This is a genomic window from Aquidulcibacter sp. (genome assembly GCF_044346625.1).
Taxonomy (GTDB): domain Bacteria; phylum Pseudomonadota; class Alphaproteobacteria; order Caulobacterales; family Aquidulcibacteraceae; genus Aquidulcibacter.
This window is the reverse complement of the sequence record NZ_JBIIYV010000080.1, coordinates 1-11,581: the sequence shown is the minus strand read 5'-3', so window position 1 is coordinate 11,581 and position 11,581 is coordinate 1. Positions and strand designations below refer to the sequence as shown.

Annotated in this window: 11 protein-coding genes and 1 pseudogene; 4 read left to right on the top strand and 8 right to left on the bottom strand. The window is 54.8% G+C overall.

All coding sequences use genetic code 11. The features are described from left to right. From ACIQ20_RS14265 to ACIQ20_RS14230, 8 genes and pseudogenes are all read right to left on the bottom strand, one after another. Positions 1-199 (bottom strand): annotated as a pseudogene (locus tag ACIQ20_RS14265) (P-type conjugative transfer protein TrbL); the annotation flags it as partial. A 10-nt stretch (positions 200-209) separates the two neighbouring features. Next, entirely contained in the window at positions 210-959 is a 750-nt protein-coding gene (locus ACIQ20_RS14260; RefSeq protein ID WP_395781417.1) for a conjugal transfer protein TrbJ, read from the bottom strand. Continuing rightward, the gene (trbE, locus tag ACIQ20_RS14255; protein WP_395781415.1) at positions 946-3,468 is read right to left on the bottom strand and encodes a conjugal transfer protein TrbE; all 2,523 of its coding nucleotides are present in this window, start codon (positions 3,466-3,468) and stop codon (positions 946-948) included. The genes ACIQ20_RS14260 and trbE overlap by 14 nt, the downstream gene beginning before the upstream one ends. A 69-nt stretch (positions 3,469-3,537) precedes the next feature. Further along, the gene (locus tag ACIQ20_RS14250) at positions 3,538-3,813 is read right to left on the bottom strand and encodes a VirB3 family type IV secretion system protein (RefSeq protein ID WP_395781413.1); all 276 of its coding nucleotides are present in this window, start codon (positions 3,811-3,813) and stop codon (positions 3,538-3,540) included. Between the two features lie 37 nt (positions 3,814-3,850). Then, a complete protein-coding gene (locus tag ACIQ20_RS14245; RefSeq protein WP_290818425.1) occupies positions 3,851-4,183 on the bottom strand; it encodes a TrbC/VirB2 family protein in 333 nt (110 codons plus the stop codon). A 210-nt stretch (positions 4,184-4,393) separates the two neighbouring features. Continuing rightward, complete coding sequence (trbB, locus tag ACIQ20_RS14240) at positions 4,394-5,359, bottom strand: P-type conjugative transfer ATPase TrbB (protein ID WP_395781411.1); 966 nt, start codon at positions 5,357-5,359, stop codon at positions 4,394-4,396. A gap of 3 nt (positions 5,360-5,362) precedes the next feature. Beyond that, entirely contained in the window at positions 5,363-5,887 is a 525-nt protein-coding gene (locus ACIQ20_RS14235) for a hypothetical protein (RefSeq protein ID WP_395781409.1), read from the bottom strand. Further along, the gene (locus tag ACIQ20_RS14230; protein ID WP_395781407.1) at positions 5,887-8,124 is read right to left on the bottom strand and encodes a type IV secretory system conjugative DNA transfer family protein; all 2,238 of its coding nucleotides are present in this window, start codon (positions 8,122-8,124) and stop codon (positions 5,887-5,889) included. The genes ACIQ20_RS14235 and ACIQ20_RS14230 overlap by 1 nt, the downstream gene beginning before the upstream one ends. A 456-nt stretch (positions 8,125-8,580) precedes the next feature. Here ACIQ20_RS14230 and ACIQ20_RS14225 point away from each other — a divergent pair, with 456 nt between their 5' ends. From ACIQ20_RS14225 to ACIQ20_RS14210, 4 genes are all read left to right on the top strand, one after another. After that, a complete protein-coding gene (locus tag ACIQ20_RS14225; protein WP_395781405.1) occupies positions 8,581-8,931 on the top strand; it encodes a DUF2958 domain-containing protein in 351 nt (116 codons plus the stop codon). Positions 8,932-9,036: 105 nt separating this feature from the next. Then, on the top strand, positions 9,037-9,495 hold the full coding sequence (locus ACIQ20_RS14220) for a helix-turn-helix domain-containing protein (RefSeq protein ID WP_395781403.1): 459 nt from the start codon (positions 9,037-9,039) through the stop codon (positions 9,493-9,495). 4 nt (positions 9,496-9,499) lie between these two features. Next, positions 9,500-10,096: a PIN domain-containing protein gene (locus tag ACIQ20_RS14215; RefSeq protein WP_395781401.1), complete on the top strand. Its 597-nt coding sequence runs from the start codon at positions 9,500-9,502 to the stop codon at positions 10,094-10,096. Positions 10,097-10,188: 92 nt separating this feature from the next. Next, positions 10,189-11,298, top strand: a complete 1,110-nt coding sequence (locus ACIQ20_RS14210) for a Fic family protein (protein WP_395781399.1) — start codon at positions 10,189-10,191, stop codon at positions 11,296-11,298. Positions 11,299-11,581 lie beyond the last annotated feature (283 nt).

The following is an 11,581-nucleotide window of genomic DNA, read 5'->3' as shown; positions in this document are numbered from 1 at the left end:
CGAGGATCTTTGAAAAGGCTCCGGCCAGAACATCGCGATTGGATGATACCGCCCACTGAATACCGGTTAAGGCGACAACCAAGGCAATCATCAGCCCGAAGATGCCGTTGACGGGTCCTGCAAGGCTCGAAAAGCCTGCGGAGATAGTGCCGGAGAACACCGTCATTAGATCATTGGCAGTTTGGGATGAGACAGCCATGATAAGAACCCTACTGACGCGCGTTAGGCAAAGGATTGAAGGCTGGCGCTTTTGGCTTTTGAGCCTTTCGCGCCCATTGGGCACGGCGGGCCGCAATCGCCTCTTGCTTATTTGCCGCACGCTCGGCTGCCTCTTGAGCGGCCAAGCGGGACTGAGCCGCCATCAAGGCTTGGAGGCCTTCGAGTTGTTCAGACAGCACACCGAGCGCTTGTACAGAGGACTGGATTGCCCCTGTCTCGCCTTCTGCATCCCGCGATGCCGCCAGCGCCCTTCGCATGCGCGCCGCCCGATTGGGTCGTGCGCTTTCAAGACTTGCGGCCGTCTGGGCGAGATCTTCTGCCGTTTGGCGAGAGAGTTCAATTCGGCGGGCGGCGGCTTCGAGACGGGCCATGGCAGAGCGCGCGGTACCATTTTCTGGATAAAGGTCTGAGAATTGTCGATCCAGACCGCGCACGCTGGTTGCAAGTCCCCGCGCCTGCTGCCCCAGATCATCCAAGGCCTGCATCGCCTGACCAATCTCTTTAGAATGGTCATAAGGGCTTTTGGAAAGCGAACGGATTTGGGCCGTGAGTTGTTCTGTCTGTATACGGATTTGTTCTAAAGCACGGGCTGCTTGGAGAACATTTTGGATATGGTTGGTGGGATCATAAACGACTGCGGCTTGAACGGCTTGAGGCAAAATGAAACTTGTAGCCCCAACAAGAAGCGCGAGCGCAGAAGCGGCAATGGTGAATTTGGATGTTGATTTAGCGCGCGACATGGAAAGGCCCTCCAGGATTTAAAGTGCTCGGATCATTCGCGATGACATCTGCGAAGACTGAAGCTGGAAAATCATTGGCGATTTCTGGACTGGCGTTCAGCGCGTCAAAAAGGCCCTGCACACCAATAAAGCCTTTGGCCTCAAGAAACGCGCGGACAAAGGCATCTGACGCAACTTGGCTTTTTGTGGCCTGTGAGATTTGCTCGATGAGCTTCTGATCCTCTGGGCTAGACGCCCCACAAATCGCGAGTGCCGCTCCCTTGAGCCGCAGATCAAACATCCGCCTGCCCCGAGGTTGGCGAATGTAATAAGACCGTTTTGGAGCTGCAAAGGCCAATAATTCCAACTGGCGCTTGTTGAGCCCGAAGAGCCGGTAGAGGTCAGCACTTGCGGGTTCTAACGCGCGAGGGTTGGGCAAGAAGATATGGGTGGGGCAACTCTCAATCAGGGTTGTGGCAATCGGCGAATTAACAACATCGTCCAAGCTTTGCGTTGCAAAGACGACCGCGACATTTTTCTTCCGTAGCGTTTTCAGCCATTCACGTATCTTGGCCGCAAAACCTGTCTCTCCAAGAAAGAGCCAAGCTTCATCCAAAACAAGAAGCGTGGGCGCGCCATCCAGACCATGCTCAATCTCATGGAACAAGGCCGTCAGGACCGGGCCAATAGCGCTCGGCGTCGCCATCAGATCTTCGCACTCAAACGTCTCAAAGTGGCATGGCGCAAGAGGCGCTCCATCGGCATCAAGAAGTGCACCATGGGGACCTTTGAGCGTGAAGGGTTCAAGCGCCGCACTGATGTCGCGCGCCTGACAGAGGGCTGAAAAGATCGAGAGCGTGCGCTGGGATTTTGGGGCTTCACTTAAGCTTGAAAGTGCTGCCCAAATCTCTTCACGGTGCTTGGGCGTTATAACAATGCCTGCGGCAGCGGCTGTCTCTGCTAACCATTCTGAAGCCCAAGCCTTTTCAGCTGGCTCATCAATACGGGCCAGTGGCTGTAGAGCAAACTCAGACCCCGGTCCCAACCCTTGCCAACGTCCCCCGGCACATAGGGTTGCAGCCCGCGCGGACCTGCCCTTATCGAAAAAGATGACGCGGGCTTTTGGATAGCGCAGCCATTGCAGCGCCATGAAGGACAAAAGTGCGGACTTACCAGCCCCGGTTGGACCCACAATCATCGTGTGGCCAACGTCGCCAACATGCAGGCTCAACCGAAAGGGTGTGGCACCCGAGGTCTCAGCGATCAGCAAAGGTGGACCCTGCAAATGGGCATCTTCTGAGGGTCCGGCCCAGACCGCCGAAACGGGTAAGAGATCGCACAGATTAAGCGTCGACAGCATGGGCCGACGCACATCGGCATAGGGTTCGCCCGGAATAGACCCAAGCCAAGCTTCAACCGCATTGAGGTCTTCGGTCCTAGCCACAAAGCCTTGCGCGTTGAGGGCGGCTTCAATGGTTCTTGCCTTCTCCGTCACCCTGCCCTCATGGGCATCAAGGACCGTGATCGTCAGGGTGAGCCAGCCATAAGCACATACTTCCGCACCAAGTGCTTCAAGGGCGCCATCACATTCATCCGCCTTGACCTGTGCATCGCGGTCGAGAAGGGGTACATCTTCTTTCGTAATGGCTTCGCGCAGAAGCGTCCCCATCCCCTTGCGCTTTGCAAACCAGCGCTTTCTGAGGCGGAGGAGCTCAGCTTCCGCGTCGTCCTTATCTAAACCAATCCAGCGCGCCACCCAGCGATAGGCAAAAGGTAATTGGCCAAGGCCATCCAAGAGGCCTGGCAAGGTCCGACTGGGAAAGGAGCGGACACTGACGACGCGCAGATGTTGATCGCCAAGCTTAGGCGCAAGCCCACCATAAAGGGCCGTGTCAGCCAATTGAGCATCCAAGAAAACAGGTGTCTCGGGGACTGAGACCAGATGGTCTTTGGGGCTGATGGTGGCATGAAGATAGGTCAGCAACTCTTCATCGGACATGAGACGCGCTTCAGGTAGGCCATCGGCCATGAGGTCCACGAGGATCCTGATCTCGCGCTTAAAAAGCGCTAAACTCTCGTGCCAATCGCGTGTGTCACTGGAGCGATTTTGAAAGAGGAAGTTCTCAGCCTTGCGGACATCATCAGCCGGCGGCAGCCAGGTGAAAGTTGCAAAATGATCGGTCTCAAAAGCTGTTCCTGCTTGTTCAAAGTGAGCCTTACGCTCTTCATCAATGAGGCAGGCGGCAGGATTGATGGGGGATTGATCTGGATAGGGATCAGCCTGTCTGCGCCTTGCCTCCATATGGAGACACCAGCCCGTGCCCAAGCGCTTCAACATATTATTCAGCCTGGCCCGCACAGCCATCATCTCTTCTGGCGTCGAGCTTTCAAGATCAGGCCCACGAAATCTGACGCAGGCGGAAAAGCTCCCATCCTTATTGAGGAGCACGCCCGGTGCCACCAAGGCAGCCCAAGGCAAGTGGTCAGCCAATGTGATGGGCTTCTGGCGGAATTCATCGAGAAAGCGCATGGGATATCACTCCCGGACGCAAACGCGTCCATGGCAGATTAAGTGTTGAAAACGAAGATGGCTGGGGCTCTAGGCCCCTAAATAGCCAGGAAGCCTCAGATGGCGGCGCAAGACATCAAGGAATTGCGCATCGACCTTGGCAAACCAAAGGCCCACCCCATGCGCGACACCCCACCAGATCAGACCCAGCCACCAGAGTTTTAGGGCAAGGCCCAAGACCAGAGCCAGTGTCCCCATTAAAATGGCATATTCTCTGGGCAAGCCCGCCATCAGGATGGGTTGGGTCAAGGATCCCGCCAAGGGCAGCTCATAGCCCTCGGGTCGATCTGGATGAAAAGTGCTCATGGGTTTCTTCCCCTGATCTTACTTTGGTCCTTGCCTATCAGCCGATGGTGGCTCCGCCACCAAAACCAAAGAAGCCCATGAAGAAGCTTGCTGCGGCAAAGGCAATCGCGATCCCAAAGAGAATGGAGACACCGCGGCGTAAGCCAGAACCGGATTCTGAAAAGGCCACGCCCAATCCAAACATGGTGACCGCAATGACCCCGCCTGCTTGGGCAACAGGACCGGTCAAACTATTAACGACTTGCTGCAGCGGGCCCTCCCAGGGCATGCCCGAGCCACCGGCTAAGGCAGGGCTTGCAAGACTTGCCAGGACAAGGCCTGTTGTCAGCGAAGTCAGAAGGCTCTGACGGATAAATTTGGCATTTTTCATAGCTTTGCTCCAATCCGGGACGCTTCTGGCCCCTGTGGATATCCTGTGCATAACTCATGCCAACTTAAGGAAGAAAATGTAATAATATAAATAGCTTAGATTGATTTTGGTTCTTCCAAATGGTCTCGCCGGGCCTCTGTCTCCAGGGTCCGGTTGGGCGAGCGCATCTCTGGCGCTAAAGCGAGGATTTGGCGCTTGATCAGGTCTTTCTCACCCGATTTTACGCGTTTGATAGGCTCCTTCTTCTTCTCCTCTGACTTCAATGAGGTCTTCCACACGACGGCCCTCACGGGAGCGCGCAATATGGATGACAAGATCAATCGCCTGACCAATGGCGCGCCGAGGGATACTCGTCGCAACTTCACCGGTTAGGTCTTCAAGGCGGGATAGCGCGTCTTTGGCGCTATTGGCATGAATGGTAGAAAGCCCGCCTGGATGGCCGGTATTCCAAGCCTTTAAAGTCTCAAGAGCTGCCGCCCCATCGCGCATCTCGCCCACAACAATCCGGTCGGGGCGCAAGCGCAAGCTATCGCGAACAAGATCAACAACCCCAATCACTTTTGGGGTGCGACGCGTCAGCAGAGCAACTTGATCCCAAGCCGAACATTGGAGTTCAGGCGTATCCTCAATCAGGATCGTGCGGGTATCGACAAAAGCAGGCAATGCCAGAATGGCATTGGCAAGCGTTGTCTTTCCAGAGGAGGTACCCCCAGAGATCAGAATATTGTGACGCTCTTGGGCTGCTTGCTCGATGAGGGTCTTTTGTTCGTGGCTTAAGATGCCTTGGGCTTGGTAGTCGGTGAGCGTGAATATTCTCGCAGGGCGCTTCCGGATAGAAAAAGCTGGCGCGCGACTAACCGGCGGCAACACACCTTGGAACCGCTCGCCTGTCTCGGGCAAAATGCCAGATAGTCGTGGATCTTCGGGGAGGACCGGCTCGCCAACATAATCGGCAATCAAGCGGACCACGCGATCCCGGGATTCAGGGCTTAGGGTTTGATTGGTTGGGGCGCGGCCCGAACCAATCTTGTCGAGGATCAATTGCCCGTCGGGATTGGCCAAGATTTCAACAACCTCTGGATCGATCAGGGCAGCGAGCACCTGGGTCCCCAGCGCGTGACGCAAAGCTTCAAGGCGGCGCTCGGCAATGATGGGATGATCACCGAGCTTGCCCATGACCTAAATCCCCTCACCGATTTGAGTTGGGGCTGGATCATTGGCGGGGTCAGCGGTTTTAGCCTCTTGAATGGGTGGCTCTTTAAGACCGGCCTCAAATTGCATCCGGCCTTGGCGAACTTTTCGAGAGAGCTCATCCATGAACTCATCCATCGAAATATCAATCTCAGCCCGATAATCAGGGTCGCGCTCTTGGGGATGTTCTGGCAGTCTTGAAATGATGGTGCGCAGCGCGATGAAGAGCATTTCTTCAACGACAAATAAATCCCGTGCGGTCAGACGCATATGATCACTCAAGCGCCGCTCGATTGCCAATAAGCGGTCACCGGGATCTGCTTCAATCTTTCCTTTAAGGCCTCGTTCCAAAATGGCTTCCGCTGCTTGGCTTAAACTTATCCGCCGCGCTTTGGCTTCGCGTTCAAGCGCTGCCCCAAGTCCTGCCTTTGACAAATAGACCTGCACCTTAGCGGGAGGTGGTTTGAGGCCCTCCCCTTTGGGTTTGGCAACAAGGCGAGGCCGCGCGCCCATCAGCCTTTGCCTCCATGTAGCTGGTCCAAAATATCTTCGGGAACATTGGCCGGTGGCTCAGCTTTGACCTCAAACTCAAAGGCCAATTGGTCATTGGAAGGTTTAGGTGGTGTGGCTTTATCCTTTTCGATTGTGCCCCAAGATTGACGCACTTCTTCAAGGCCCGTTGGTCCGTTGTTGTCAAAGTCCGGAGTTTCTGGTGCCTTCCGTGCAGGTTGGGCGGAGGCTGCAGGTATTGGTTTTGTGTCCGGGGCTGGTTGTGGTCTTGATTGCTTTGCAGGCGCTTTTCTCGCCTTTGGTGTCTCGACTTCAACGGGCACTTCTTGTTTGGGAGTATCCTTATGCGCTGGCGCACCGGGGCGAAGAACATTCATGCCGCCACTTTCGCCGGCTAGCGAGACTTCTGCGTCTGGATCAAAACCAAAGTTTTCTATCCTTGCCCAAGGATGGCTGGGCTTTTCAGGCGTATCAATCTGCTTGGTTTGGTCTGGCACGGCACGATTTGCGCGTTTGGCGAGCCAGCCAACTTTATCATAGCGCAGCTTGGGTAGAAGATAGGGTCTATGGCCTGCGATAAAGATCAATTGCTTCTCGTCGGGCAAAGCGCCAACTTCGGCGACATCGAGTAAAGGCCGTTCAACTTCTGCCATAGTTCGGCTGCCGCCCGAGCCTGAAAAATGATGGGGTAGGCTGGAACTCACCCTCGTCTCGGTAACATTGCCGGTAAGCTTTGAGACCTTTTCCCGTGTGACTGGATCAAGGGCCGCAAAGGCCACATAAATCTGGGTGTTGTCCAAGAAGCCATTATTGGTGCCATAGACCCGCGAGATGTCATTGAGGCTTTGGGCAATGAAGAGGCACTTGATGCCATAGCCCGAAGCCAAGCGGACCACATCTTCAAAGAAGCTCACTTTACCCAGCAATGGAAACTCATCGAGCGCCATCAAAAGCGCATTCTCTTTGGGCCTGCCGTCGCTATCGGTCTCAATATGAGTGGTAAAGCTTGTGGAGGCCAAGTGAAAAAAGAGCCGAACCAAGGGCTGCAAGGACTTCAAATCACCAGGTGAGACCTGCACATAAAGACTGACAGGCTCCCTGTTGCACATCAGATCGCCAATCCGGAAATCGCTCGCACTGATCGACCGCTCAATCTCGTGTCCGGCGATCCAATTGAGATAGGAGCGAACCGTCATCTGGACGCTCTTGCGACCCTTCTCATGCGCTGACGCATATGCGCGCGCGGCCAGGGCAATATCAGGATGACAACTGCCCTCAGGTTCTCTGGGGCTTTCGGGGCCAGCCTTTGGGTTTGGAATATGGCGGGTAGCAATCATCTGGGCTGCCGCTAAATCCAAGTCAGCCGATAGATTGCGAACCGTCACCAAATTCTTCTCGTCAACCGGGGCCGTATAAAGGACATGCAGGATGAGGGCTTGGAGCATATCGGCACCTTGCTTATCCCAAAAGTCGGATGGCCCATCGCGTCCACCTGGCTCTATGAGGATTTCCACCAAACGTTTGACTTGACCAACAGCGGCCTCACCCGGGCTGATTTCGGCGAGTGGATTAAAGCGCGCCGTATAGGGAGAGCGTGGGTTAAAAAAGAGCGTTGGACCGAGGCTCTTTCTAAAGCCAGCAGTTGTGGCCCAAAGTTCGGCCTTAGGATCAAAGATCAGAGCCGACCAATTCCAATTAAGAAGGCTAGGGACCACAATCCCGCGTCCCTTGCCCGATCGCGTGCCCCCTGTCACCAACATGGGCCTCATATCTGGCGAGACCAAAAGATCTGGTGCGATGAAGGAAAGCCGATCTAGCGGGCTTTCGGGCTCAAGTCGGCCGAAAATAACGCCTTGCTCTTTTGTGAGCCCCGCTTTGATCAGCGCTTTCTTGTCCCCCCAGCCAGAAGATCTTTGGCGCCTCTTGGCAAGGCTCAGATCAGAGCCCACTGCCCCAGTGGGTGCATCAAAGAGCTTGATGAGAAAGAGCGAGACAATCAGGCCCAGCATTAAGAACGGGAGCCCCAAGCCGATTACAGCCTGATGCTTGGGGAGCTGCCCCCAAGTCTTAGCCCAAATCAGAAAATCCCAAGGTGGATAGAGCTTGGCTCCATCCCCAATCATCAGTCCCCACCCAAGGGCTGGTTGAAACTGATAGCGCCAGGCAACAACTTGAGTGGCGGCTGCCAATCCTATGACTGCGCCAATTCCCAGACAAACAAGTCGTGCGCGAACGCCCATCCTGCACCCCCCAAAAAGGACACACAGGAAGCTGTGGCGTCCTTTGGTTGACGCGGCAGGGCCGCACAGGCGGTCCTGCCGCAGAGGAAGACCCAAGCATAGTTCATGCCAGTGTGAGTATTGGTCCACACCCTGAGATGGCCTTTTGATGGTTATCCTATTTAATATTAAAATACAATGGCTTAGCAATGTCGTCGATTAGTTGACCTCTTGGCCTCTGTCCTCAAATGACCCACGAGAAGTCCTGATCTGGCACAGCAGCTACCTCCTTCAGGGCCGTCCAGAATGCCTGATTAACCAAGCTGTAGTTGCCGCCCCATGCTGGCGAATGCTGGGCATGGGTGCCAGACCCGGTTTGCCGACAAGCCGCAAGGGCGTTGACGGCTGTACCTAAGGGTCTGGCTCGGGGGCTTCTGGTTCGCCGGCATGGTGCGCGGCGGCCTCAAGGAGGCTCACATGACACAATCACTTTTTACCCAAGCAATCCGTCAGAAATTACTGGCCAATGGCGCACGCTCTGCGGCGGGCGAGGACATTGATCCCGCCCCGGTCGTGAAGCTATTTACCCCCGACGCGAATGCGACTTGGCTTCTGACCGAGATTGATCCCGATAATCCCGACATTGCCTTTGGTCTGTGTGATTTGGGGCACGGCTGTCCGGAGTTAGGCTCGGTTAGTCTCAAAGAGATCGAGCGTTTGCGAGGCCCGCTTGGCCTGCCCGTAGAACGAGATCGGCACTATGGTGAAACGCGTCGGTTGAGCGAAGTCGCCAAAATGGCTCGGCGCGCTGGTAGCGTTTCCGCCTGATCAAAGCGCTGGAAGGCTCAAGCCATTTTGCTGACACAGTTTACGTTTATTTCGTTTATTGCGTTTATTTCGAATAGGGCTTACCAAGTTCGTCGGGAGAGAAAAATGACAATGCCAGCCTACGCCCAAGAATTGGGCAGCCGATTGCCCTCAGCAAATGAGCGCGCGGTCGCAAATAACTTACGCCAAATCTTGGCTGCCCATGCCCAAGGCGGCACAACGTTGCGGCTCCAACAAAATGTGGATCAACCTCCAACTGAAGTGACGCTTACGCCTGGATTGTCAGCCCTGCTCATCGAGCTCCTGCGCCATCTCGGCCAAGGCGATGCTGTAACCTTGGTTCCAATTAGCCAACAACTGACAACTCAACAGGCCGCTGACATTCTCAATGTCTCACGACCATTCTTGATCAATATCTTGGAACGCGGTGATTTACCCTTCGAGCGCGTTGGTCGTCATAGGCGCATTAAGGCTGAAGATCTTTTTGAGTATAAACGTTCGCGCGATGGCCGCCGCGGGCAGGCACTCGATGCGCTTGCGGCCATAGACGCGGAACTCCTCTAGCGCCGTGTTTGCCAATCGATACACCGCATTTATCGATGCCTGCACTTTAGCCAGAGTGCTGCCGAGAAATCTGCTTCTGTCACTTGCTGAAGCAGATTTCTTTCGGGTCCGTTGGTCGACGCCCGTTCTAGACGAAACAGAACGGGCCATTATGGGTATGCTGCACAAGCGCGGCAACACACTTGAAGCCGCGCAAGAAAAAGCTGCTCACCAAATCCAACAAATGCGTGCAGCTTTCGAGGATGCTGAAGTCGTAGATTTTGAGCACCTCCTGCCTGTTTCAAGCCACCTGCCCGATCCCAACGACGCGCACGTTTTAGCCGCTGCTCTGAAAACCCAAGCTGCAGCAATCGTCACCGATAATCTAAAAGATTTTCCGGCCAACATTCTTGGCCGCCTCAATATTGAAGCACGATCCTCCGACGACTTCATTGCGGACACAATTGCGCTCGATACAGGTCGCGCCGTCTCGACCATAAGACGCTTGCGTGAAAGGTTCAAAAGGCCTGAAACCACCCCAGAAGAATTTCTCCTATCTCTGGAAGCTGCCAATTTATTGGCAACGGCAGACAGCCTGCGGCCTCATTTGGATAGTCTGTAGTCCCCGCGTCTGCGGAAAGTTTGAGCGATGGCCGCGCCCCTATCGCTCATAAATTCATTGCTTATGAGCGATAGAAGGGCTAACTATCGCTCATGACATGGAATTGGCAACAATCAGATTGGCCCCGCTTCACTTTTTCAAGTGAAGCCTACACCGCTCTTGAGGCCAGCTTTCTCAAAAATGCGGGCGTAATCGTCGGGGCAATGGCCCATGTTCCAAAACTTGAGCGCCTTACCCTGACTGTAGACCTCATTACGCAAGAGACACTCGATAGTTCTGCGATTGAAGGCGAGGTCTTGGACCGCGAAAGCGTGCAATCTTCCTTAGCACGGCAATTGGGCCTTCAAGCCCCCTTACGTCGATCCGGCCCCAAAGAGGCCGGAGCCGTCGAGCTTATGGGCGATGTTTATCGTGGATTTGATGCACCCTTGGATCATGATCGGCTCTATGCTTGGCATGGCATGCTGATGAACGGGCGACGAGATCTGTCGAGTATTGGCCGATATCGCAACCATTCTGACGCGATGCAAATTGTCTCCGGTCCAATCGGCCGCGAAACCATTCATTTTGAAGCCCCACCATCAGACCGGGTTCCTGATGAAATGAATGCCTTTCTTGATTGGTTTAAATCAAGCAGTCCGACAGGGTCAGCGCCCCTGCCCGCTGTGACACGCGCAGCAATCGCCCATCTTTGGTTTGAATCCATCCACCCTTTTGAAGATGGTAACGGGCGGATCGGTCGCGCCATTGCAGAGCTTGCCCTAGCACAAGCCACCAGCGCACCGAGCCTCACCGTTTTGTCTGAGGCCATAAAGCTTCACCGACGTGCCTATTACGCCAAGCTGCATGAGGCGAGCCTTTCAAATAAGATTGATCCCTGGATCGAATGGTTTGGTGAAACGGTGCTTGCCGCCCAACAAAACACCCGTCGGCGCGTCCTCTTTGTCATCGCAAAGACAAGAATGCTTAGTGACCTGCAGGCACTCATCAATCCGCGTCAAGAGCGAGCTCTCCTCCGCCTATTTGAGGCAGGGCCGTCTGGGTTTGAAGGGGGAATGAGCGCGTCTAATTATCAGAAAATCACCAGCGCTTCCCCCGCCACGGCAACCCGTGACCTCGTTGGCTTGGTCGATCTCGGTGCCGTCATACGCACAGGTGAAAACCGAAATGCGCGCTATTGGTTGAACTGGGAAAATGAGTAAGCTTTCGGCCACATGTCTTGCGATTATTATTGAAGCTGTGAGCGAATGCGCACTCCAGACCTTCCGCTTTCGGCCAATCAGGCCAGATTTTAACGACGATTTTTCAGTAATCTCCTTGGCCAATTTGGGCCTGAGAAGGAGATGACTATGGGACTTTCAAACTTCGATCCGGGGGCCTTGGTTAGGCGGCCCTGGAATGCTGGTCGATTGTTGGGATCAAAGCGGGCTTTGAAGCCGCAGCAGGTTTGGGCGATAAGATTTTTGCTCGATCGGGAGGGCCACC

What these genes read in the sequence shown, in the direction of transcription:
- ACIQ20_RS14260 (WP_395781417.1), bottom strand. Translation starts at nt 959, where the DNA reads ATGTCGCGCGCTAAATCAACATCCAAATTCACCATTGCCGCTTCTGCG.
- trbE (WP_395781415.1), bottom strand. Translation starts at nt 3,468, where the DNA reads ATGCGCTTTCTCGATGAATTCCGCCAGAAGCCCATCACATTGGCTGAC.
- ACIQ20_RS14250 (WP_395781413.1), bottom strand. Translation starts at nt 3,813, where the DNA reads ATGAGCACTTTTCATCCAGATCGACCCGAGGGCTATGAGCTGCCCTTG.
- ACIQ20_RS14245 (WP_290818425.1), bottom strand. Translation starts at nt 4,183, where the DNA reads ATGAAAAATGCCAAATTTATCCGTCAGAGCCTTCTGACTTCGCTGACA.
- trbB (WP_395781411.1), bottom strand. Translation starts at nt 5,359, where the DNA reads ATGGGCAAGCTCGGTGATCATCCCATCATTGCCGAGCGCCGCCTTGAA.
- ACIQ20_RS14235 (WP_395781409.1), bottom strand. Translation starts at nt 5,887, where the DNA reads ATGGGCGCGCGGCCTCGCCTTGTTGCCAAACCCAAAGGGGAGGGCCTC.
- ACIQ20_RS14230 (WP_395781407.1), bottom strand. Translation starts at nt 8,124, where the DNA reads ATGGGCGTTCGCGCACGACTTGTTTGTCTGGGAATTGGCGCAGTCATA.
- ACIQ20_RS14225 (WP_395781405.1), top strand. Translation starts at nt 8,581, where the DNA reads ATGACACAATCACTTTTTACCCAAGCAATCCGTCAGAAATTACTGGCC.
- ACIQ20_RS14220 (WP_395781403.1), top strand. Translation starts at nt 9,037, where the DNA reads ATGACAATGCCAGCCTACGCCCAAGAATTGGGCAGCCGATTGCCCTCA.
- ACIQ20_RS14210 (WP_395781399.1), top strand. Translation starts at nt 10,189, where the DNA reads ATGACATGGAATTGGCAACAATCAGATTGGCCCCGCTTCACTTTTTCA.